We start from the raw sequence: 23,659 nt of genomic DNA, 5'->3' as shown, positions 1-23,659 counted from the left end.
TTTAACTTTCAAGTACTGTTCTCATCGCCTTAGCCTTGACCAAACACTCTTCATATTCCTTTAAAGGATCACTTTTCGCCGTAATTGCGCCACCAACAGAATAAGATACATAGTTCTTACTTTCGTTGTATAAAATGCTACGGATAACTACATTAAAATCAAAATCGCCTTCTGGAGAAAAATAGCCAATAGCTCCAGAATACACGCCACGTTTGGTTTCCTCTAAATCCTCTATAATTTGCATTGCTGAGATTTTTGGAGCTCCCGTCATGCTACCCATAGGAAATGTGCTTTTTATAATATCTACGGGATGCGTTGTTTTATCGACTTTTGAGATAACTGTAGAAATCATTTGATGAACTTGATCGAAGGTGTAAATTTTACACAGTTCTTTTACGGCAACAGTACCTTTTAAAGCAGTTTTTGATAAATCGTTGCGCACCAAATCTACAATCATTATGTTTTCGCTGCGCTCCTTTTCATCGTTTTCTAAATCTGTTTTTAGTTGATGGTCTTCTCGGTTATTGGTTGAACGTTTTGCGGTGCCTTTAATAGGTTGCGAAATAATGGTATCGCCTTCTTTTTTTAAATAGCGTTCTGGCGATGCGCATAATGCATATTTATCGTATAATTTTACAAATGAAGCGAATGGTGGCTTTGAAATTCTATTCAAATTTTGATAGGTTTCCAATGGATTGATACAGGTATCTTCCGCATAAAATTCTTGACAAAAATTAGCTTCGTAAATATCGCCTCGATGAATATGAGCAAGTACCCTATTTACTTTTTTGAAGTATTCGTCTTTATGGATGCGGAGTTTTATTTTAATGTTACTACATAGATTACCACGCCGTGCTTCCTCGCAATGACGAATGGCTTTTAAATCATCTTCAAACTCATCATCAACACAATTTAAATATTGAATTTCAACTTGATTTCCTTTTAATAAAAACAGCTTTTTAGGTTGAAAAAAATACAGTTCTGGGAATTCTAAACCGTCTTGATTTTTAGATTTTAGAACTTCTACATCATTTTTTAAATCGTAGGTAAGATAACCGAAAATCCAATCGTTAGTGTTAGTTTGGTATTCCTTAAGTTTTTCAAAACCTTGTAGATAATCTGTTTGAATACCTGTAAAAGCATCTACAGCTAAAACTGCATCGTAGTTCGAATAGTGTTGTTCGTAGTTATTAGAATCTAACCAAACCACATCATCAAATTGTTGCGCCCAAATCAGTAATTGATTTTTAAAAGTTTCGACGTTTTTAAGATTATGAATTTGCGTGGTTCTCAATAGAAAATATTATTGTGCAAAGTTACTGAGAATACTTAAAAAACTAAGATTTTTGTATATTACTTTAAATATAATTTGCATGTACACATTAAAAAACGATAAACTCAAAATACAAGTCAAAAAAACGGGCGCTGAACTCTGCGGAATTTCTTCTGTAAAAAGCAATATTCAGTTTATTTGGGATGCTAATCCTGATGTTTGGGGAAGTTACGCGCCTAACCTATTCCCAATAATTGGTGCATTAAAAGAAAATACTTATGTTTTTGAAGGCAAAAAATATAGCCTTCCAAAACACGGAATGATTAGAAATAACAAGGATTTAAAATTATTAAACCAAACCCAAAACAGTTTAACTTTAGGCATAGAACATTCAGAAGATTCACTAAAAATCTATCCCTTTAAGTTTAAGTTTTCTATCACATACGTTCTAAAAGACAATACTATTGAAGTGTTACATAACATTAAAAATATTGATAATAAAACTATGTACTTCTCGGTTGGTGGACATCCCGCTTTTAAGTGCCCTGTCTATAAAAATGAAGCTTATGAGGATTATATTCTAGAATTTGAATATCCCGAAAACTCGGTAACCCATCTTTTAAACCTAGAAAGCGGACTCGTTTCTTCACGAACCAAACCTGTATTCAACAACTCGAATATCTTAAAGTTAAGGCACGACTTATTTAATAAAGACGCACTCATATTCAAGGATTTAAAATCAAGAAAAGTCGCTTTAAAAAGTAAACACAAAGGTGAAATTTTATCGGTAAGCTATCAAGATTTCAACTATTTAGGTATTTGGGCAAAACCCAACGGCGACTACGTTTGTATTGAACCTTGGTTGGGAATTGCCGATAGCGAAACCACCAATCAAAACCTTAAAGATAAAGAAGGCATTTTGAGTTTAGCGCCCAACAAATCGTTTCAAGCCACTTATATTATAGAAATTCACAACAACCATTTAGTCTAACCTCAAGAATAAGCTTAACTTTGCCGCAAAATAGCTCATCGTGACGTTCCAAGATTTAAATATAAACACACCTCTTTTTAATGCTTTAGACGATTTAGGTTTTACCACACCTACGCCTATTCAAGCCCAAGCCTTTAATGTTGTGGCTTCCGGCAAAGATGTTGTGGGTATTGCACAAACAGGTACAGGTAAAACCTTTGCCTATATGTTGCCAATTCTTAAACAATTAAAGTATTCTAAGCAGGAAAACCCTAGAGTTTTGGTTTTAGTGCCCACGCGAGAATTGGTAGTTCAGGTGGTAGATGAAATTGAAAAATTATCTAAATATATCAACAATCGGGTTTTAGGCGTATATGGCGGTACCAATATCAATACCCAAAAAAGAGCAATTACCGAGGGATTGGATATTTTGGTAGCAACTCCAGGACGCTTGTACGATTTGGCATTGAGTCGTGTATTGCAATTAAAATCCATCCAAAAATTAGTGATTGATGAAGTAGATGTGATGCTGGATTTAGGGTTTAGACACCAACTGATAAACATTTTCGACTTGTTGCCAGAACGCAGGCAAAACATTATGTTTTCGGCAACCATGACGAAAGATGTAAGCGCATTAATTAACGATTTCTTTAAAAGTCCAGAACGTGTCTCTATTGCCATTTCTGGAACACCACTCGAAAATATTTCGCAACAACTCTATAAAGTACCCAATTTTTACACCAAAGTAAATCTATTGGTGCACTTGCTACACAATACCGAACATTTTAATAAAGTACTCATTTTTGTGGCCTATAAGAGAATGGCTGATAGATTGTTCGAGCAATTAGACGAATTTTTTAAAGAAGAACTCTGTGTGATACACTCCAATAAAACACAAAATTACAGACTGCGAAGTATCGAGCAATTTAGAAACGGAGAGAACCGTATTCTAGTTGCCACAGATGTTATGGCGCGTGGTTTAGACATCGATAACGTGTCCCATGTTATTAATTTTGACACACCTGATTATCCCGAAAACTACATGCACCGCATAGGTAGAACGGGTCGTGCGGAACGTAAAGGCGAAGCCCTTGTGTTTACCACCGAAAAAGAACAAGAGTGCATCGAAAATATTGAAGCTCTCATGAAAATGGAAATTCCTGTTCTAGAAATTCCTGAACTTGTCGAGATTTCCACCGAACTTATTCCCGAAGAACGCCCGCAGATTAAAGAACGTAATAACCCTAAAAAACGCAGAGAGGAAGATGCTCCTGGACCAGCATTCCACGAAAAATCTGAAAAGAACTCTAAAGAAAATTTAGGCGGCAGCTATAAATTTAAAATTGCTGCCAAGTACAAAAAGCCTAAGACTCGGGGCGATAAAAATTATAATAAACGAAATAAAAGGAAGTAGGTTTTTTGAGCTCAACCTAAAGGGCCGGACTTTACGTTACAATATTTTTACTCGTGCCTCATAAACAAGGATTTTCACTACAATCCCTTGCGTACTTGCTAGTAACTCCAGCAATGATATTTTTTTGTTTCAATTTGCAGACTATCAACTTTACACTCATTGGAATATCTTTTATTTATTACTTTTACATCCAACATCAAAATAAGTAATACATGTCCACAGCCAAAAAAGAATACAAACGCATTACAGTAAAAACATTAGTAGATATGAAAGCCAATGGCGAAAAAATATCAATGCTAACCGCTTACGATTACACCATGGCAAAAATTGTTGATGGCGCAGGAATAGATGTCATTCTTGTTGGAGATTCTGCAAGTAATGTTATGGCAGGACATGAAACAACACTTCCTATTACATTAGATCAAATGATATATCATGCATCTTCTGTAATACGTGCTGCACATCGTAGCTTAGTAGTTGTAGATTTACCTTTTGGAAGTTACCAAAGTGACCCTAAAGAAGCTTTGCGCTCTGCTATTAGAATCATGAAAGAAAGTGGTGGACATTCTGTTAAATTAGAAGGAGGTAAAGAAATTAAAGAATCTATTAAGCGTATATTAAATGCAGGCATTCCTGTGATGGGGCATTTAGGATTAACTCCTCAATCTATATATAAATTTGGAACATATACTGTTCGTGCTAAAGAAGAACAAGAAGCAAAACAATTATTAGAAGATGCAAAAATGTTAGAGCGTTTAGGTTGTTTTGCTATAGTTTTAGAGAAAATTCCAGCTGAATTAGCTAAACAAGTTGCTGAAAGTGTAAGTATTCCTATTATTGGAATTGGAGCAGGTCCACATGTTGATGGCCAAGTTTTAGTTTTACATGATATGCTTGGTATGACGCATGAATTTAATCCAAGATTTTTAAGAAGGTATTTACATTTATACGAAGAAATGACAAAAGCCATTTCATCTTATGTAGATGATGTAAAGTCTCATGATTTCCCTAATGAAAGTGAACAATATTAAATTTTCAGTCACAGTCTCAGTAGGCATTCCAACTCATCACTTTTAAAACTTTGCGTCTTAGCGCCTTTGCGCGATAAAAAAATTCAAATCGTGGCACAAAAAATACTTTCAAATAAAAACAATCTTCAAGTCTTATTTGAAGACAATCATATCATCATCGCAAACAAACGTGCAGGAGATATTGTTCAAGGTGATAAAACTGGAGACAAACCACTTAGCGATGTTGTAAAAGAATACATTAGAGACAAATACAACAAACCAGGAAACGTTTATCTTGGCACCGTACATCGGTTAGATAGACCAACGACAGGTCTTGTTATTTTTGCAAAAACAAGTAAAGCACTTCCTAGATTAAACAAATTATTTCTTTCAAAAGATATTAAAAAAACATATTGGGCTATTGTAAAGAATGAACCTCCAAAAAAGGAAGACACACTTATTCATTGGTTAAAAAAGAATACTAAAAACAATAAATCAAGAGCATATTCCAAAGAAGTATCAGAAAGTAAAAAAGCCATTCTTCATTACAAAATCATAAAAGAATTAGACAACTATTTTTTACTTGAAGTTAATTTAGAAACCGGCAGGCATCATCAAATTCGTGTACAATTATCAAGTATTGGTTGCCCTATTAAAGGCGATTTAAAATATGGTTTTGACAGAAGTAACAAAGATGCAAGCATCAGTCTACACGCCAGACATATTGAGTTTATTCATCCTGTAAAAAAAGATACTGTTTCAATTGGTGCGCCCTTACCAAATGATAACATTTGGAACGCGTGTCTTTAATTTTTTTATATCTTTAGAAGAAAAGATTTTGGTAGATATTCCCGAACTAGTCTCATCGCAAAAAGCATTTTTTAAAACTCAAAAAACAAAGAATATATCTTATAGATTATCGCTTTTAAAATCCTTAAAAACTGAAATTCTCAACAATGAACAAGTTATTTTAGATGCCCTAAATGAGGACTTCAAAAAGTCTGAATTTGAATCTTATATTAGCGAATTTGGATTAGTTATTTCAGAATTAAATTTAGCTATTAAAAACCTAAAAAAATGGAGTAAACCTAAACGCGTTTCATCTTCATTATTAACCTTTCCCTCTAAAGATTATATTCATAAAGAACCTTACGGCACTACTCTTATTATTGCACCTTGGAACTACCCTTTTTTACTAGCTTTAGAACCATTAATCATGTCCATTGCTGCTGGAAATACAGTAGTTTTAAAACCAAGCGAATTAACGCAGAATGTTTCCGGGTTAATTACAAAAATTATAAAAAACGTATTCCCTGAAAATCTTGCTGTTTCAATTGAAGGTGGTGTTGAAACTTCAACAGAATTATTAGCTCAAAAATGGGATTATATTTTCTTTACGGGTAGTACAAAAGTGGGTAGAATTGTTGCCAAAGCCGCAGCCAAATATTTAACTCCTGTAACTTTAGAATTGGGAGGAAAATCACCATGTATCATTGATGAAACCGTGGATTTAAAATTGGTAGCACGAAGATTAGTTTGGGGTAAGTTTTTTAATGGCGGACAAACCTGCATTGCAGCAGATTATGTAATAGTAAAGTCAAGTATTAAGGATAAACTCATTAATAGCTTAAAGTCTGAAATAGTTAGAAGATATGGCGAAAACCCAGGAAAATCAGCTGATTTCCCAAGAATTATTAATAAGCAAAATTTAGAAAGACTTCAATCGTTAATACAAAATGAAACCATCGTTTTTGGAGGAGAGATAGATGAATCTGAAAATTATATTGCCCCTACTTTAATTGAAAATCCAAGTTTGAATAGCCCAATAATGAGTGAAGAAATTTTCGGTCCTATTTTACCAATTCTAACTTATGAAACCAAAGATGATATTGAATCCATAATATGGCGTTTTGAAAAACCACTTTCGTTTTATATATTTTCAAAAGACTCAAAATTTGTTAAAAATATGTTGAAAAAATTCAGTTTTGGCGGTGGTGTTGTTAATGATTTATTAGTGCACTTTGGAAATCAAAATTTACCTTTTGGAGGTGTTGGAGCAAGTGGTATTGGTAACCATCATGGTAAATATGGATTTAATACCTTTTCGCATGAAAAATCTATTATGAAACGTGGCACTTGGATTGATCCGCCATTTCGTTACCCCCCTTATAAAGGGAAACTAAATTTTTTAAGAAAAGTGTTCAAATTCCTTGGGTAAAGGATCAAGTTAAGGGATACTCAATTTCTAACAAAACACCCTCTTTTGGTTGAGATTTCAATTCTAGGTTTGCACCAATAAGTTCTGCCCTATTCTTCATATTTATTAAACCAGAACCTTTTTCAACGGTATTAATATCAAAACCTTTACCATCATCCTTTGCAGAAATTATGATTTTTTGGGGTTGGTAATTTAAAGTAATATTTAAATTTTTAGCTTCTGAATACTTTACAGAATTTGATAAAAACTCTTGTAAAATTCTAAATACAATAATTTCGTGCTTTCTATCTTTAAAAGATACTTTATCCCCAGTAATTTTCAATTCAGCAGAAGTGAATTTCATTCGTTTTAATCTGTCTAACTCATTAGTGATAGATTTTTCAAAACCAATATTCAAAATCACATCGTTATTTAATGTTTTAGAAAGTGCGCGCACTTCTTTTAGACCATTACTCAAAGCTTCAGTAGTATCTTTAAATTTATCCTTAACATCATCAGTTACTTGCATTTTCAAAATACTTAATTGCATGCTCGCAAAAGATAACAATTGCCCAACATTATCATGTAATTCCCATCCTATATTTTTAAGAGTTTGTTCTTGTGCTTCAGTCTGTACTTGAAGCATTTCAGCTTCAAAAGCCCTTTGCTGCTTAATTTTATCTAAGAGTAATTTGTTTTTTCGTTTTTGAAATACAACAAAAAACACAACTACCAATGATGTTATGATAATTAAAACTAATATCATATACACCAATAAATAGCGTTCTGAAGCTGTACTTGTTAATCGTTCTGCGGATTGCACCATATTAAAGCAAAGGTATAAGTTAAATACATAAATATATTAGCAAATAAGAACACTTGCCGTCTCAAGACCAAAAACTCTCTATCAATAAATCCTTTTTCTATTTCATAAGTAAAGTAGACGTCATAAAACGTCATAGGGGTAATAATTAACCACCAAATAAAAATAGTAGCACTAATGTAAAAATTAATAGATCTATAAAAAACTAGTATCTTTTCGCTAAGTAAAATTTCAAAGAAGTATAAAACTGTACACAAAAATATTATGAGAGCACCAGCCAAATCTAGAACAACGAAAAATTGATAAAAAAAAGTCTCCCAATTAAAGATTATAAATGAAATTGAAAAAACTAAAAAGCAATATCTAGCTATCTTTATGATATTTTTAAACAACTTTGTTTTTAAGATTTTGTAATAATAAAATGAAAAAAACATAATCGCTCCAATAACCCAATATATATTACTCCACCAATGATTTTTTTCAATTTTTGTACCAATCAAGAAACTTAAAAACTGTTTGGGTCTAACATATGCAGTATAAGAACACAATAACTCTGCAATAGCAATAAAAATTAAAAAATATATAAAATACTTAACAGGTGTGTTTTTATACTTTTTGTAACAAAACACACCTGTAATAGCCGCAGAAAACTCTAATATAGTTGTTAGAGAATTGTAATATTCAAAGAAAAAATTAATCACAAAAAATTATTGAGGGTAACCACCGCCACCACCTTTTCCATGATTCAATGGTGGTGTATCGTCACCTTGAAGTAATGGAAGGTTTAATATACTAGCCTTAGACAACTCATTACCTACTGTAGGCACAATAAACAGGGTATTTCTATTCTTTAACTTAGGATCGGCATTTTTACCATAATTTCCCATGAATACTTTAATACCTGTCATTTTATAACCCAAAGAATCTATTCTATTTTCAGCAAAAGCCAAATAGTTTTTAATAACATCTAAAGACCAAGCTACATTGGTAGTTTTTTCTAGAACCTACTACTTCTATTGTGGAATCTATTTCGGTAATATTATTTTGCTTCCAGTTTTTGAATAAGTTTGTTGCTTCAGCAACTGAAATGGTATCTTTTGGAACTTTAAAATCTACATCCATACTGTGCATATTGTTTCCAGTTGGCCGTGGACAAAAATAATAAGTTAGTACTGCTCCAATAATAAATCCTAAGATAATAGGCCCTAATTTTTTCATAATTTAATAAGGTTTGGTTAATAATAGCTGCTCTAAAATAGTAAAAAGATTTAATTATGTAAGATTTATAAATGTTTTTAAACAGGGAAACCTAACATTTCTCCCATACCTACTGTGAACAACCAACATCCATACATAGCATGTTCTATTGAAACCAAAAGCGTAGATTTAGTTTTTTGATAAGTAATCGCAAATAAAATACCGCCTACAAAAGCAATTATTAAAACTAAAGTTTGCTTAAAGAACAGATGTGCTAATGAAAATAAAGCAGCGTTAACAAAAACCAATATAGGCACAGATTTAAAAATATTACCGTATCGTTTAAAGAAAAAAGTACGATAGAGCAACTCTTGAGGGTATACAGAAAGAAAGGTATACACAAACAAGAATAAGATCCATTGAAAAGGTTTGTTTAGCATAACGCTAAAGAAGGCTTCTCTATCGGTTGTCCAAACAAGAACTGTTGTAATTATTGCTATTATAATTTGCTTTATAACTGATGTTTTCCAAAATAATTTCCAATTTAAATTTGGAGTAATTTTAAACTTTTCATCTTCTACTTTTAATAAAACGTAAATGATATACATAAAGCCCACCAGTCCGATACCAAGTTTTAATAACGGCGAATAATCGAATACGAAACTTACTGGTATTACTATAAAAATGATAAGTAGTTCTAAATACTTGTAGTTAAGTGATCTCATTAAAAACTGATTACATTGGTTTGTTTTACTTCGCTAATTACAAACATACTGTGTGTACTCCCAATATGGTTTATTGTAGTCAACTTTTTTACCATAAACTCTCTAAACGCTGCTATGTCTTTTACTATTACTTTTAATAGATAGTCGTAATCTCCACTAATATGATAACATTCTAGTACTTCATTTAAACTATTAACCTCCTTTTCAAAGCTTACCACAAAATCCTGACTATGCTGTAATAATTTAACATGACAAAACACCACGAAATTTCTATTGATGCTTTCTTTGTTAATAATAGCAGTATACCCATTTATAAAACCTGCTTTTTCCAACTTTTTTATACGCTCATAAACCGCAGTAACTGAAAGTCCTAATTTGTTAGAAAGCGCTTTATTTGTTTGTTTACTATCTTCTTGAAGGTGTACTAAAAGCTTTCTATCTGTTTCGTCAAAAATCATATTTGAAAATTTTTCTTTTAAATGAATTAAAAAATTAAAATATAGAATAATAATCTAAAATAGTGATTTAATTTAGATTTAAATTCTAAAGATACTTATAACACTTGTTTTTAAATCTAATTACATCGAAATTAGTATAATTAAAAAGCAAATATTATGAGTTTTAAACCAGCAAATAACATACAAGATTTACAATATTTTGGTGAGTTTGGAGGTGTTAATCCTTCAATCTCAGATTCATCTACGTATACTTTTTTATCAGCAAAAACTATGTTTGATACTTTTGAAGGTAATGCAGATGGTTGCTATTTATACACACGCCATTCTTCCCCTTCAAATTTATACTTAGGAGAAGCACTTGCAGCAATGGAGCATACTGAAACTGCCAATGTTACTGCTTCCGGTATGGGTGCTATTACCTCAGTAATGTTACAATTATGCAATGCGAACGATCATATAATTTCAAGTAGAACCATTTATGGAGGCACTTATGCTTTCTTTAAAAACTTTGCACCCAAGTTTAAAATAGAAACATCTTTTATTGATATTACTAAATTAGAACGTGTTGAAAATGCCATTACAGAGCAAACAAAAGTTATTTACTGTGAATCTGTGAGTAATCCGCTTTTGGAAGTTGCAGATATAGAAGGCTTAGCTGCAATTGCTAAAAAGCATAATATAAAACTAGTAGTTGACAATACGTTTTCGCCTTTATCAATATCTCCAATAGTTTTAGGAGCAGATGTTGTAATCCATAGTCTTACTAAATTTATAAATGGCTCCAGCGATACGGTTGGTGGCGTAGTTTGTGGTACTCAAAATTTTATTGATGAATTAAGAAATGTTAACGATGGTACTTGTATGCTTCTAGGTTCAACAATGGATAGTTTACGTGCATCTTCAATTTTAAAAAACTTAAGAACACTTCATATTAGAATGCAACAGCATAGCAAAAATGGTTTGTTTTTAGCTGAAAAATTTGAAGCTGATGGTTTAAAAACAGTATACCCTGGATTACAATCACATCCGTCTCATCAATTATTTAAAAAAATGATAAATACAGAATATGGTTTTGGTGGTATGCTAACCATTGATGTTGGCTCATTAGATAAAGCAAACCAACTTATGGAATTGATGCAACATAAAAACTTAGGCTATTTAGCTGTGAGCTTAGGGTTTTATAAAACATTATTTTCGGCTCCAGGCTCATCTACATCTTCTGAAATACCTGAAGATGAACAAAAAGAAATGGGTTTAACTGATGGCTTAATTCGATTTTCTATTGGATTGGATGCCGATATTGAACGTACTTATAAAATGATGCGAGCGTGCATGTTAGAAATTGGCGTTTTGTAGTTTTTAAATACTACTTTGTTAAAACCCTAACAAAGTAACACATAACTGAGGGTTTACAAAAAACTTGCTGATAAGTGCGCAAGGGATAGAAGCGGAAAGCCCGACCCTTTTGGTTGCGCCCAAATAATTATTACTTCTAAACTAAATTCCCTTAATACGTTCCCATAATGATTTAAATAACTCCCCTAGGCTTTCAAATTTAGGCTCGAAAGGTTTCATGTTTAACCTCTCAGCATCTTTATAAAGCAATAAACTAAATACTGAGGTGTTTGGGTTATTTTCATCTAAAAGCGGATAACGTAAATCGTTGTATTGGTAGTTATTATTTTCGAGTTTATAAATGCTGTAATACCCATTACTGAACCACGCTAAATCTTTAATATCTTTATAATCGGCGGGTGCTAAATCACGTTGTTTGACAACTTCTCTAAAGTTTAGAAATCTATTCTTAGTGTCAAATAATGAATAATCTGCGACGTAATAAGAAGTTTGAGTTTCTGCAATGGCATACCACAAAATATTATTTAGAATGGCAGGTTGGGTGCTAAATCGTGTTGCACTAATTTTACTATCAATTAAAGATTTTCTAAAAACAGAATCGATATATAATTTATTTCCTAGAGTAAATATCATGTATACAGAACTGATACCGATGCCTAGTTTTAACCAAAGTCTTCTTTTTACTGAAGTTCTTCTGAAAAACATTAAAACAATGATGCATATTAGAAAAGGGAGTGTATATAATGGATCTGCTACGGCGATATTGTTGAATGCTACCCGATAATTACTAAAAGGCGCAAATAATTGTGTGCCATAAGGTGTAAAACAATCTAGAATTGGATGCGTAAACAATGACCAAAAGAATAATGAAATCCAATCTTTTTGAGTTGTTACCGCTTCGTTCTTATATTTAAAGAATAATTTATAAATAAATTTACTCAACAAAAATTTTCCGAAAAAAGAAAAAATACTATTTAAAGTTCTACTTTCTTTATACTTTTCATATAACTTAAAGAAGAGCCAGCCAAAGACAAAAGCCCCAAAAACAGTAAACAAAATAGAATGCATAAACCCTCTGTGGAATAACATTGCATCAATTTCATTACCATAGAGCCAGCCTCCTACTAAAACGTCTAAATCTGGAATAGTACCACCAATAGCACCAAAGAGTAAAGCCTTATTTCCTATTTTCTTACCAAGAACAGCTTCTCCGCAAGCAGCACCTAATACAATTTGAGTTAATGAATCCATTCTATATAAAAATGAAACGCTAAAGTACACAAGTATTTCCATTTGCATACCTATTCTTAAAATCGTAACATTACGTAACAAAAAAATCTAAATGAAAGACGACGATAATATCTCTGAGTTTAAAGCAGATAATCAAAATATAATTGAAAACAAAGAACTTAATTTTATCGAAGCTATGATTCCTGTAGTGGTATTAATGGGATTATTGGCTTATAATATATTTTTTGTTGAAGATCAAGAATGGTTTGGCACCTATACAAATCAAATTATCTTAATTATTGGAGCTGGTGTAGCAGCAGTTGTAGGTTTTTTTAATAAAGTGCCCTATAACATTATGCTTTCTGAAATATGGGAAAACTTAAAAAGTGTTTTTACACCTATACTTATTTTACTTTTAGTTGGTGCATTAGCAGGTACTTGGCTAGTTAGTGGTGTTATTCCTGCCATGATTTATTATGGTTTACAGGTATTAAGTCCAAATATTTTTTTACCAACATGCGTTATCATTTGCTCTATTATTTCTATAGCTACTGGAAGCTCTTGGACAACATCTGCAACCGTTGGCATTGCGCTAATTGGTATTGGTAGTGCTTTAGGAATAAACACAGGAATGATTGCTGGGGCTGTGATCTCTGGAGCATATTTTGGAGATAAAATGTCGCCTCTAAGTGATACAACAAACCTTGCGCCAGCAATTGCTGGCACAGATTTGTTTACACACATACGCTATATGACCATTACAACCGTACCCACAATTTTAATAACACTAGTTGTCTTTACAATATTAAGCGTTACAAGCGAAACCTCTGGAAGTGTAGACATTACTAATTTATTAAGTTCCATTAAATCTACATTTAACATTACGCCTTGGTTATTTTTAGTTCCGCTAGCAGTAATTTTACTCATATTATTAAAAACCAAACCTCTGATAGCGTTGATCTCTGGTATTATCTTCGCTATTGCTTTTGCTTTTATTTTTCAACCAGAAGTACTTTTAAGTTTAACAAATTCAAAACTTAACTCAATCACAACTGCTATTTTAACAGATACACAAATTGCTACAGATAATGATAAACTAAACGAATTATTTTCGTCTGGAGGAATGAATGGTATGCTTTGGACAATCTACCTTATTATCTGCGCTATGGTTTTTGGAGGATTTATGGATGGCATAGGTGCCCTAGCAAGAATAACAAAGGCACTACTCTCTATAGCATCTTCTGTTTTTGGTTTATTTGCAAGTACAGTAATAAGTTGTTTTGGTTTAAATGTAATTGCTTCAGATCAATATTTGGCTATTGTAATTCCAGGAAAAATGTTTAAAAAAGCTTTTGACGATAAAGGTTTAGCCCCAGAAAACTTGAGTAGAACGCTTGAAGACTCAGGAACAGTAACTTCTGTACTAATCCCTTGGAATGGATGTGGTGCTTATCAATCTAGTGTCTTAGGTGTTGGTGTTGGCGAATATTTATTCTACGCCATTTTTAATTGGTTAAGTCCGTTTACCACCTTATTATTCGCTGCATTTTCAATTAAAATTAGACAAATCACTTCAAAACAGAGTTAACTCTCTCATTCTCAATGAGCATAAATAAATACTATTAATCAATAAGTATTTAAAATTTTATGAGGTTTATTTTTCTTTAGTTGGTAGCTATTTTTGCCAACTGAAAAACGAATCTTAATTATAAAATTTTAAATAAAATGGCATTAGTAGGAAAAAAATTTCCAGATTTAAACGTTGACGCAATGAATGATATGGGCGATACTTTTAAAGTAAACGTTCTTGAAGAAGCAGTTAACAACAAGAAAAAAGTAGTATTGTTTTGGTACCCAAAAGATTTCACTTTTGTGTGTCCAACAGAATTACATGCATTTCAAGCAGCTTTAGGCGAGTTTGAAAAAAGAAACACCATTGTAATTGGTGCTTCTTGTGATACTCCTGAAGTACATTTTGCATGGTTAAGTACTGCAAAAGATAACGGTGGTATTGAAGGTGTTACGTATCCAATTCTTGCTGATAGCAACAGAAACTTATCTAGCATTTTAGGGATTTTAGATATCACTAACGAAACTTACGACGAAGAAACAGGAACTGTTCAAGTTGAAGGCGATAACGTAACTTACAGAGCTACTTACATTATTGATGAAGATGGTGTCGTACAACACGAAAGCATTAACAACATGCCTTTGGGTAGAAATGTGCAAGAGTATTTACGCTTAGTAGATGCTTTAACTCATGTTCAAGAAAAAGGCGAAGTTTGTCCAGCAAACTGGGAAGAAGGTAAACAAGCAATGGATGCGAATTCAAAAGCTACTGCTGAGTATTTAGCAGCTCATGCTAACTAAAAGTAGAAATACCAAATTATAAAATCCAAATTCCAAAAAGCGGCATTGCGAAACTTTGGAATTTGGAATTTTAATATTGAAAAATTCAAACATTATGGTAAAAGAATTAGATCAAGATAATTTACAAAGCTTAGTTTCAGATAACGACACAGTTGTTGTACAATATTCTGCAACTTGGTGTGGTAACTGCCGTATCATGAAACCGAAAGTAAAAAAGTTAGCTTCAGAGTTAGAAGATGTTACTTTTATTATCGCTGATGCTGAAAAGTTTCCAGAAAGCAGAAAGTTAGCAACAGTTGATAATTTACCAACTTTTGCTACTTTTAAAAACGGAGCATTTGTAAACCAAGTGCAGACCAATAAATTTGACGTTTTAAAAGATTTAGTAAATGAAGTTACCAGTAATTAAACATTTAACGCAGTTTATTGAAGACAACGACGAAGATTTTGTTGTTGAAACTATTGAAACTTTAGAAGCCTTAACAGAAGTACCTTCTCTAAAAGATGAAGAATTAGATGTTATAGGCGAATTAATATCGAACATGTACGGTGCCGTTGAAGTGTATAAAATGACAAAATCGGGAACACCTAAAAAAGAAGCTTTAAATAGTTTTATGGGACGTGTTATGGGCTCAATTGACAAATAATAGAAAAAGAAAAATTGTATTATAACAATAAACCATTTTGTGAAAGCAAAGTGGTTTTTTTATGATATTTTAATTCAATCAATACCCTATTTCTTTTTAAATTAATGTAAAAATAGAATGATGATTTTTTTAGAAACACCAAAATTACACACCCTTCAATACCTTTTTTAATTCCGTATAAGCAACTTGCTCCATGTTGTCGTATTCTCCATCAGCAAAAGCCATAAGCTTAATATCAGCAAATAAATCAGCTAAATCATTACGGTAATAATCATGAGTTTTAACACCTTCAATTATCTTTTGTATGCACTCATAATCACTATCCTTTTTAAATTGTTCCAAAATACGAGTGTATGTATCTTTATCAACACGACTTAAAATATATTCATTTTCTTTCCAAGAAGCATTCAAATCTAAATGAGACACATAAATTAAAATGTAAGCCAACAATTCATCCCTTGTCCATGTATTAGGTTTTGTTGTATCTCCTGAAGTTAATGCGCCATACTCTGTCCATGAACCATCATAAACCGAAACATTTTTGTAACCCGATAGTTCTGCTCCCAATGCCAAAACACAAGCTGTAATACCGGAGCCACATGAAAAAATAATATCTTCATCCTTTTCAGCTACCATATAAAACGCCTTAGCTAAATCTTTTTTAGACTTTAATACGCCACCCTCAAGCAAATCAGTATAAGGCAAATTAACCGAATTTGGAATAGCACCTCTTCGTAAACCCTCTCTGGGTTCTGGCACATTACAATTAAAACGCGATGAAGAACGCGCATCAATTATTTTATGGGTTTCATTTGTTGATGCATTCTCAATATCCTCAAAAAATTTCATGAAATTTGGTTGCAAGTTTGCTATAAAATTACCTTCGTCCCCATCATAAGGCTTCATGTATTCGGTAATATATCCAGCTTTTAACCATTCAGGAAATCCACCATCCAAAACTGCAACATTTTCAAACCCAAAAGCCTTAAATAAATACCAAACTCTAGCGCTAGAATAAATTCCTTTATCATCATAAACAACAATTGCACTATGCTGGTTAATTCCTAATTTCCTAGCTTCTTTTTGAAATTGAACTTTAGAAGGGAAAGCACTTGGAAATTCATTTGATGTATCACTAAACTTCTGCTTAATATCAAAAAATCGTGCATTAGGAATTTGTTGAGACATTGCATCAAACGCTTTTGCAATGGTGCCATCTAACACTACAAGATTATCAGCTTCTAAATGTTCATGAAGCCATTCTACAGAAACTGTAGAAGATGTTAAGTTTATTGTTGAACTCATTTTAAAATATTTTTATAACTCTTAATTATTTGGGCATTACCCAAGGGTCGGGCTTTCAGTTGCAAGTCCTCGCACCTCCTTCGTCGGGGTGTGGGCTTTTATTCATGCATCTCTATTCTTTTATTATTGAATTCATGAACATAAATGTTTCTCTGCAATCCCTAACGCACTTGTCCCCCAAGACCATCACTATCATCTATTTCATGTCTTTTTGTTTCTCCCCATAAATGATAAACAGTCATTACTCTTTTATCATCACTTAACACTATAAAACCAACCCTTTGTGATGCCGCATTAGTATCAGAATTTACCAAGACCATACCATCTGTATCAAATTCATAAACAGTAAAATTGGCATCAATATACCTAGGAAATACTTTAACAAATTCATCCTTAATTTCAGTAGACTTAAAACCTGTTATAGTAGGCTTAAATAAAAGTTTGCCATTATCTTCCCAAGATACTAAACCTTCTTCTGTATATTTTTTCTTTATAAATATTCCATCCATTCTGCTTAGCAAAAGATAGAATGTTTGAAATTTCATAACTACCCTTTTCTCTTTTAAAATGAACTATTTTGTAACCATATCTTCCTTGAAAATCTCCTTCCAAAGAAACAATATTGTCAGTATCAAACTCTTCCCAAAAATTAGCAGGATTCATTTTACTACATGTACAAAAGCTAAAAAAAGCAGAATACATATACAGTTGATAAATTTCATTTTCTATTTCACAGCATCATAGTTATCATCCCACTCTTTCGGTTTTGGGTCATGAAGCTTATCTAAAGATTTGGCAACAATCATAGAAACCGTAGCGTCTCCTGTTACATTTACAACGGTTCTGCACATATCTAAAGGTCTATCTACCGCAAATATAAGTGCCAACCCAATAGGTAATAATTCAGCAGGAAAACCAATAGATTCTAATACAATTACCAGCATTACCATACCCGCACTTGGTACAGCAGCACTTCCTATTGAAGCCAATAAAGCTGTAAGCACAATAACCAATTGATTGGTAAAAGTTAAACCTTCAGGCCAAATAACCTGCATAATAAATACTGCAGCAATACCTTGATATAAACTCGTGCCATCCATATTTACTGTTGCTCCAACAGGCAATACAAAACCAGAAACTTCTTTATCTACACCCAAATGCTCCTCAACACGTTCCATAGTTACTGGAAGTGTTGCAGCACTACTACTTGTAGAAAATGCTAATAGCTGCGCAGGACTTATTTGCTTCAAAAACCACATGGGCGATTTTTTGGTATACACGCTTACCAAAATTAAATAGAAACCAATCATTAAAATTAATCCACCAACAACACAAAATGCGTAGTAGAGTAGCTTAATTAAAATTTCAACATCATCAAAAGCAATAATAACATTTGCTAATAAAGCAAAAACAGCATAAGGTGCGAAAAGCATTATTAAATCTACCATTTTCATGACAACTTCGTTTAATGAATCAAAGAATTTCACTAATGGTTTTGCCTTTTTATCTCCAATTAACAATAAACAAATGCCAACAAAAATGGCAAAAAATATCACTTGAAGCATAGAAGCTTCTGCAAACGATTTAAAAATATTACTCGGAAAAATATCTACTAATGCTTGTAATGGACCAGCTTCTTTTTGTGCAGAGGCTTTCACTAATTTATCGGTAATTCCAGCATCATTTTCATATTTCAACTTAATTTTTTCTATGGTATCTTGCGGCATTCCGTTTCCTGGTTTAACTATGTTTACAATACTTAAACCAATTACTATAGCTACTAAAGTTGTAGAAATATAAATACCAATAGTGCGGAGCCCCATCTCTTTTATTTTAGAAATATCTTTTAAATCTGAAATCCCTTTTATTAAGGATGCCAAGATTAATGGTACTGCAATTAATTTTAAAAGATTGATAAATATGGTTCCAAAAGGTGCAATCCAGTTGGTTACAAAACCTTTCCCACCATCAACTGTATTCATAATAAAACCAAAAATGATTCCTAGAATCATTCCAATAATAATCTTCCAATGTAATGCTAGTTTTTTCATAAATAATGGCTATCCTAACCTCCCAAAAATAGAGGAATTGTTACGTTTTAAAATTTTTAAATCTTAGTTTTTAACTCTGAACAAGATAGCTATTTTATGTATTAACACGCAAATTGAATTTATCTTGAACGCATCTTCAAAAAAATATAAAAATCATAGAATTATTTTCAAAAATAACTCTACAAGTTAGTCTCAAAAAACAGCACATTATAAAATGTTCTTTGGAATAATTTTGCGCGTCCATGTTTTTAATCGCTTGTAATTACTTACCTCAGAATCTGGATTATACTCCAGAGTAGTTTCCCATGAATTCCCTGGGCTAAATTCTATATTCAAACCCTTTAAAACACCTTTTGAGACTTTACGAGAGTTTACCACAACAAAGCATTCAGTATTTAAATTTGCGCTTCTAGGGTCTAGATTAAATGTACCTATAACAGTTGTTTTCCCATCAATTACCATGGTTTTCGCATGCAAACCAAAAATTGGTTTATGCTCTAGTGTTTCTTGTAATTCGCCAGTCATTATTTTAGTACGTTCTTCGGCATCTGGCCTAAACTCGAATATACGAACTCCAGTTTCCAATAGTTCTTCTCTATTTTTTTGATAACCACTAAAAGCTTCTATGTTATCAGTAGACGCTAAACTATTGGTAAGAATTCTGATGTTTACACCACGATTTACGGCATCTTCAAATAATGTTCTACTATCTTTTGTAGTTATTAAATAAGGAGTTTGTATATCGATAGACGATTTTGCGTTCTTTACCAAATCAATCAAAGCACTTGTTGAAATACCTCCGCCTAATAAAAAATTATCGCCATCGTTTTTCCCAGGGTTATCTGAAATAAAATCCACATTATCTAACCAAACTAACTCGCCAGAAGCTTTAATTTCATTAAACACCTCTGGTAAATTTTTAATTCGCTCCCTTACTTCAGGCCAAAAATTATCTGGATTACAGGCATATTCATGCAATTTCTTAAATCTGTTTTCTGGATATAACCTCTCAGGATCTTCTCCAACAACCTCAACTACGGTTTTACTTAAATCACTATTCCAAAAATCATTAAACGATTTTTTTACAGTTTTTGATGTTTTACCTAAAAGTAAAATATCTCTATCTCTAAAATTATATTCATGGCTATAATCAAAATACTCATTGGCTATATTTCTGCCACCAGTAATTACCACTTTATCATCAACTATAAAGGTTTTATTGTGCATGCGCTGGTTAGCATCCCGGAAATCTGTAGCAAACTTTCCAATTTTTTGAATAATATTCTTGCCTAAATTAACACCTGGATTATAAATTTTAACTTCAATATTTTTGTGAGAATTAAAGGTTAAAATATCTTCCACATCAGCATCTACCATAATATCATCTACAATTATTCGTACTTTAACACCGCGGTCTGCTGCACGAACCAGATAATCGCAAGCAATAAGCCCTACATTATCTGTTGAAAAAATAAAGTACTGAATATCGATTGTTTTTTCAGCATACTCACTTAACCATGCTCTAGCTATCATCGCGTTACTACCATCTTCTAAAACATAAACTCCAGTTTTAGTTTGCATGGTATCAGCTATATCTTCTAGCTCCTTAGTTAATGTTACACTAGTATCTCTATTCATTTGATTGCAATAATTAGTTTCTGAAGTTTGGGCTTTGTTTTCTTTACAGGATGTTAAGATGAGTAAAATTAAAATGAAACCTATTTTTAAAGTTTTAATTTGGTTCATGAAATTCTTGTTTTCTTGTAGAAATAGTGCATATTTTATTTGTTATATATGCATATTGACAGTAGTTTTTATTCTCATAAGTACTATATTATTCTGTATTTTGCAATCATTTTTTCAATTTGAAGTCTATGTCTTAAAACATGAACGATTGCGTGTTCAGTAATAGCTTCTAAATCGTAAGTTGTCCAAGAAGTTTTTATTATAGTTTTCATTAATTCATCATAGGTCAAATGCCATTTGTCTTCAAAAGTTTCAACAGTATATTCAAACATTATTTCAAGTTCAGATATTCCTTCTTCAGTTTTTTTAATTTCTATTTTTGGAACAACATAATTATTCCCAAACCTATTTCTAATATGATTCGCATAAACATATCCTGAATTAATAATATGTAAAACTATATTCTTTACTGATTGAAAGTCAACGTCAGTTTTTTTATTATATGTTTTTTGAAATTCAGCGTCAGGAATCTGCAAGAGTAAGTCTTTTAATTCGTTTAGAGCTTTTTCGTATTCGTCAGTTAAAGCTCCAATGGCTCCTTTCCTATATGTTTTATTCATTTGGTTTCTTGTTTCCTTTTGGTTTTGTATAGGATTAGTTGCGTGGTTTAAGTAACTAATTTAGCAAATACAAACCGAATAGAAAATAGACTGCACCCCAAACATTAGACAAATTTATAATTAATTTTGTACGTTTTTGGTAGTAGTTTTTTCTTTTTTATATTTTTCTAAATCTTCAACAAATTCCTTTAGTTTTATTTCAAACTTTCTTTTTGTCATACTTATAGAAGCAAATTCACTCGAATCATCATTCCAATTTTCAGGGAATTCAGTTGATGCCTTGATTTCATAAATTCCTTGTCCTTTTTTTCTTTGTCCCTCAAATTGAGGGTCAACAATAAAACATAGATAAAAGAAAATATTTTGGTCGAATTTGAATTGAACTTTCCAATGTTCATCATCCCACCATTCTCCGCTTTCATCAATTAGTACTATTTCCCAATTTTTCTTGTCGAGTTTCTGCTCAATTTGATATTTGTATCCAGATTTTCTCAATTAACTATTAGTTGAAATTATCAAATTCGGTTTTTCTCCAACTTCTATTTTTCTATAATTAACAAAAGCTCCACATTCCAAAATTGCGTTCAATAATTGGGGTGCATTCTCTTTCAGGTATTTTCCGTTGTCAATTTGTAAAATAGTTGGTTCGTCAGTCAGTTCGTCTACACAGTCAATCCATGCATTCATATTGTCTCCATAATAATCTGGAAAGTTCATTTCTTTCTTAAATTCAGAGTGGAATGTCTTCCAATTCTTTAATCTTTTTCCTTTAATTCTGAATGTTTGCATTTCGTTCCTCTAATTACTACCAACTTGTTATATAGTAACTTTTATTACTCATATCCCGCAAATAAATCAGAATATAGCAACTATTTTGTTACTGTTATCCGTAAAGATAATTAATCTTTCTTATAAAAAATATGTGCTGAAATACAAAAAGTTAATCTAAAAGAAAGGCTTTAGCAGATAGTTTAGCCCCGATTGCAGCGGCATCCTTTTTAAAACCTAAAACTGACTAGAACTTTAGTTTGGAACTAGAATTTAACAGATTGCCACGTCACTCACTCCTCGCCATAACGTTTTAAAAAGATATAGCGGAAAGCGGGAAATAGCTCCTAAAAAATTAAGAATATATTTTATTAATTAAATAGAAATCGGCAATTACCAATGCTGCCATGGCTTCTACGATAGGTACGGCGCGAGGCACAACGCATGGGTCGTGACGCCCTTTACCCTGCATTTCTACAGTATTGCCATTTTTATCGATGGTTTCGTATTTCTGGATAAGGGTTGCTACGGGTTTAAATGATACATTAAAATAAATGTCCATTCCGTTGCTAATACCACCTTGAATACCACCAGAATAGTTGGTTTTTGTAGAACCATCATTATTAAAGGAATCGTTATGGTCGCTTCCATACATGGTACTGCCGTGGAATCCACTACCGTACTCAAAACCTTTAACGGCGTTTATGGATAGCATGGCTTTACCTAATTCGGCATGTAATTTATCGAAAACTGGCTCGCCTAAACCTACTGGCACATTTTTGATAACACAGCTTACAATTCCTCCTACGGTATCGCCTTTACTACGTACTTCTTTAATATAGGTTTCCATATTTGCTGCCATGTCTTGATCAGGGCAGCGCACAATATTAGATTCAATTTTTGTGAGGTCTAATTCAGTATACGGCTTGTTTAGTTTCATGTTACCAACACCAGAAACGTAAGCATAAATTTCTATATTTTTAAGCATTTGTTTTGCTACAGCACCTGCTACTACCCGACATGCGGTTTCGCGTGCAGAACTACGCCCACCACCTCGGTAATCTCTTATGCCGTATTTTTTATCATAGGTATAATCGGCATGACTTGGGCGGTAACTATCTTTTATATGCGAATAATCGTGAGATTTTTGGTTGGTATTTTCTATTACGAAACCTATTGAAGTCCCGGTTGTTACACCTTCAAAAATGCCTGAATAAAACTTTACGGCATCTGGTTCTTTACGTTGTGTAACAATTGCAGATTGTCCTGGTTTTCTTCGGTTTAATTCATTTTGAATTTCGTCTAAATCTAATTTTATACCAGACGGACAACCATCTATAACACCACCTAATGCAGGTCCGTGAGATTCGCCGTAAGTTGTTAAATTGAATAGTTTTCCGAAGGAGTTTCCAGCCATTTTTTTAATTTTTTGCTAAAATAAACTATCGTCTTGAATTACGCTAATTTTGAATGAAATCTAACATAAGGTTTTTATGATAAATAATTTTTTTTAATTCGAAAAAGAGGTTTAAAGTTTTTCTCGCAAAGGCCAAAGAATT

25 protein-coding genes are annotated in these 23,659 nt (G+C 32.4%); 10 read left to right on the top strand and 15 right to left on the bottom strand.

Annotated elements, in window-relative coordinates; all coding sequences use genetic code 11:
• Position 1: 1 nt before the first annotated feature.
• The gene (locus AC0L5U_RS02550; RefSeq protein ID WP_473414521.1) at positions 2 to 1,294 is read right to left on the bottom strand and encodes an anthranilate synthase component I family protein; all 1,293 of its coding nucleotides are present in this window, start codon (positions 1,292 to 1,294) and stop codon (positions 2 to 4) included.
• A gap of 79 nt (positions 1,295 to 1,373) precedes the next feature.
• On the opposite strand from AC0L5U_RS02550, the gene AC0L5U_RS02545 reads away from it, so the two are divergent.
• The 5 genes from AC0L5U_RS02545 (at position 1,374) to AC0L5U_RS02525 (ending at position 6,885) form a co-directional block, all read left to right on the top strand.
• The gene (locus AC0L5U_RS02545) at positions 1,374 to 2,264 is read left to right on the top strand and encodes an aldose 1-epimerase family protein (RefSeq protein WP_473414520.1); all 891 of its coding nucleotides are present in this window, start codon (positions 1,374 to 1,376) and stop codon (positions 2,262 to 2,264) included.
• A gap of 40 nt (positions 2,265 to 2,304) precedes the next feature.
• Positions 2,305 to 3,657, top strand: coding sequence for a DEAD/DEAH box helicase (locus AC0L5U_RS02540; RefSeq protein WP_473414519.1), 1,353 nt, complete (start codon positions 2,305 to 2,307; stop codon positions 3,655 to 3,657).
• 212 nt (positions 3,658 to 3,869) lie between these two features.
• Positions 3,870 to 4,688: a 3-methyl-2-oxobutanoate hydroxymethyltransferase gene (gene panB / locus AC0L5U_RS02535; protein ID WP_473414518.1), complete on the top strand. Its 819-nt coding sequence runs from the start codon at positions 3,870 to 3,872 to the stop codon at positions 4,686 to 4,688.
• Positions 4,689 to 4,778: 90 nt separating this feature from the next.
• Complete coding sequence (locus AC0L5U_RS02530) at positions 4,779 to 5,477, top strand: RluA family pseudouridine synthase (protein ID WP_473414517.1); 699 nt, start codon at positions 4,779 to 4,781, stop codon at positions 5,475 to 5,477.
• On the top strand, positions 5,449 to 6,885 hold the full coding sequence (locus AC0L5U_RS02525) for an aldehyde dehydrogenase (protein ID WP_473414516.1): 1,437 nt from the start codon (positions 5,449 to 5,451) through the stop codon (positions 6,883 to 6,885). The genes AC0L5U_RS02530 and AC0L5U_RS02525 overlap by 29 nt, the downstream gene beginning before the upstream one ends.
• Positions 6,886 to 6,889: 4 nt before the next feature.
• Here the strand turns inward: AC0L5U_RS02525 and AC0L5U_RS02520 are convergent, their stop codons facing one another.
• From AC0L5U_RS02520 to AC0L5U_RS02500, 5 genes are all read right to left on the bottom strand, one after another.
• On the bottom strand, positions 6,890 to 7,690 hold the full coding sequence (locus AC0L5U_RS02520; protein WP_473414515.1) for a sensor histidine kinase: 801 nt from the start codon (positions 7,688 to 7,690) through the stop codon (positions 6,890 to 6,892).
• A 704-nt stretch (positions 7,691 to 8,394) separates the two neighbouring features.
• The gene (locus AC0L5U_RS02515) at positions 8,395 to 8,637 is read right to left on the bottom strand and encodes a hypothetical protein (RefSeq protein WP_473414514.1); all 243 of its coding nucleotides are present in this window, start codon (positions 8,635 to 8,637) and stop codon (positions 8,395 to 8,397) included.
• 7 nt (positions 8,638 to 8,644) lie between these two features.
• Positions 8,645 to 8,905: a hypothetical protein gene (locus AC0L5U_RS02510; protein ID WP_473414513.1), complete on the bottom strand. Its 261-nt coding sequence runs from the start codon at positions 8,903 to 8,905 to the stop codon at positions 8,645 to 8,647.
• A 77-nt stretch (positions 8,906 to 8,982) separates the two neighbouring features.
• Entirely contained in the window at positions 8,983 to 9,609 is a 627-nt protein-coding gene (locus AC0L5U_RS02505) for a CPBP family intramembrane glutamic endopeptidase (protein WP_473414512.1), read from the bottom strand.
• Positions 9,609 to 10,067: an Lrp/AsnC family transcriptional regulator gene (locus tag AC0L5U_RS02500; protein ID WP_473414511.1), complete on the bottom strand. Its 459-nt coding sequence runs from the start codon at positions 10,065 to 10,067 to the stop codon at positions 9,609 to 9,611. Before AC0L5U_RS02500 ends, AC0L5U_RS02505 begins: the two co-directional genes overlap by 1 nt.
• Positions 10,068 to 10,223: 156 nt before the next feature.
• On the opposite strand from AC0L5U_RS02500, the gene AC0L5U_RS02495 reads away from it, so the two are divergent.
• Complete coding sequence (locus AC0L5U_RS02495; RefSeq protein ID WP_473414510.1) at positions 10,224 to 11,423, top strand: aminotransferase class I/II-fold pyridoxal phosphate-dependent enzyme; 1,200 nt, start codon at positions 10,224 to 10,226, stop codon at positions 11,421 to 11,423.
• A 141-nt stretch (positions 11,424 to 11,564) separates the two neighbouring features.
• On the opposite strand, the gene AC0L5U_RS02490 is transcribed toward AC0L5U_RS02495, so the two are convergent.
• Entirely contained in the window at positions 11,565 to 12,674 is a 1,110-nt protein-coding gene (locus AC0L5U_RS02490; RefSeq protein ID WP_473416150.1) for a metal-dependent hydrolase, read from the bottom strand.
• 91 nt (positions 12,675 to 12,765) lie between these two features.
• On the opposite strand from AC0L5U_RS02490, the gene nhaC reads away from it, so the two are divergent.
• The 4 genes from nhaC to AC0L5U_RS02470 all read left to right on the top strand — a co-directional run bounded on the left by nhaC (position 12,766) and on the right by AC0L5U_RS02470 (position 15,670).
• Positions 12,766 to 14,241, top strand: a complete 1,476-nt coding sequence (gene nhaC / locus AC0L5U_RS02485) for a Na+/H+ antiporter NhaC (RefSeq protein ID WP_473414509.1) — start codon at positions 12,766 to 12,768, stop codon at positions 14,239 to 14,241.
• Between the two features lie 137 nt (positions 14,242 to 14,378).
• On the top strand, positions 14,379 to 15,023 hold the full coding sequence (locus AC0L5U_RS02480) for a peroxiredoxin (RefSeq protein WP_473414508.1): 645 nt from the start codon (positions 14,379 to 14,381) through the stop codon (positions 15,021 to 15,023).
• A 94-nt stretch (positions 15,024 to 15,117) separates the two neighbouring features.
• A complete protein-coding gene (locus AC0L5U_RS02475) occupies positions 15,118 to 15,432 on the top strand; it encodes a thioredoxin family protein (RefSeq protein ID WP_109352947.1) in 315 nt (104 codons plus the stop codon).
• Positions 15,413 to 15,670: a DUF6952 family protein gene (locus AC0L5U_RS02470; protein ID WP_473414507.1), complete on the top strand. Its 258-nt coding sequence runs from the start codon at positions 15,413 to 15,415 to the stop codon at positions 15,668 to 15,670. Before AC0L5U_RS02475 ends, AC0L5U_RS02470 begins: the two co-directional genes overlap by 20 nt.
• Positions 15,671 to 15,814: 144 nt before the next feature.
• On the opposite strand, the gene AC0L5U_RS02465 is transcribed toward AC0L5U_RS02470, so the two are convergent.
• The 8 genes from AC0L5U_RS02465 to aroC all read right to left on the bottom strand — a co-directional run bounded on the left by AC0L5U_RS02465 (position 15,815) and on the right by aroC (position 23,517).
• Positions 15,815 to 16,975: a sulfurtransferase gene (locus tag AC0L5U_RS02465; protein WP_473414506.1), complete on the bottom strand. Its 1,161-nt coding sequence runs from the start codon at positions 16,973 to 16,975 to the stop codon at positions 15,815 to 15,817.
• 161 nt (positions 16,976 to 17,136) lie between these two features.
• Positions 17,137 to 17,484, bottom strand: coding sequence for a hypothetical protein (locus tag AC0L5U_RS02460; RefSeq protein ID WP_473414505.1), 348 nt, complete (start codon positions 17,482 to 17,484; stop codon positions 17,137 to 17,139).
• Positions 17,485 to 17,700: 216 nt separating this feature from the next.
• The gene (locus AC0L5U_RS02455; protein WP_473414504.1) at positions 17,701 to 19,026 is read right to left on the bottom strand and encodes a dicarboxylate/amino acid:cation symporter; all 1,326 of its coding nucleotides are present in this window, start codon (positions 19,024 to 19,026) and stop codon (positions 17,701 to 17,703) included.
• 207 nt (positions 19,027 to 19,233) lie between these two features.
• Positions 19,234 to 20,772 carry a phospholipase D family protein gene (locus AC0L5U_RS02450; protein ID WP_473414503.1) on the bottom strand — a complete coding sequence of 513 codons (1,539 nt, stop codon included), beginning with the start codon at positions 20,770 to 20,772 and terminating at the stop codon, positions 19,234 to 19,236.
• Between the two features lie 83 nt (positions 20,773 to 20,855).
• Positions 20,856 to 21,332 (bottom strand): DinB family protein, encoded by a 477-nt coding sequence (locus tag AC0L5U_RS02445; protein WP_473414502.1) that lies wholly within the window; start codon positions 21,330 to 21,332, stop codon positions 20,856 to 20,858.
• A 120-nt stretch (positions 21,333 to 21,452) separates the two neighbouring features.
• Positions 21,453 to 21,827, bottom strand: a complete 375-nt coding sequence (locus tag AC0L5U_RS02440) for a hypothetical protein (RefSeq protein WP_473414501.1) — start codon at positions 21,825 to 21,827, stop codon at positions 21,453 to 21,455.
• Complete coding sequence (locus AC0L5U_RS02435) at positions 21,828 to 22,121, bottom strand: barstar family protein (RefSeq protein ID WP_473414500.1); 294 nt, start codon at positions 22,119 to 22,121, stop codon at positions 21,828 to 21,830.
• Between the two features lie 334 nt (positions 22,122 to 22,455).
• Entirely contained in the window at positions 22,456 to 23,517 is a 1,062-nt protein-coding gene (gene aroC / locus AC0L5U_RS02430; protein ID WP_473414499.1) for a chorismate synthase, read from the bottom strand.
• Positions 23,518 to 23,659: the final 142 nt, after the last annotated feature.

The organism is Jejuia sp. G7-7 (assembly GCF_055808955.1).
Note: the sequence above shows the minus strand (reverse complement) of the source record. Positions and strands in the feature narration are given on the sequence as shown.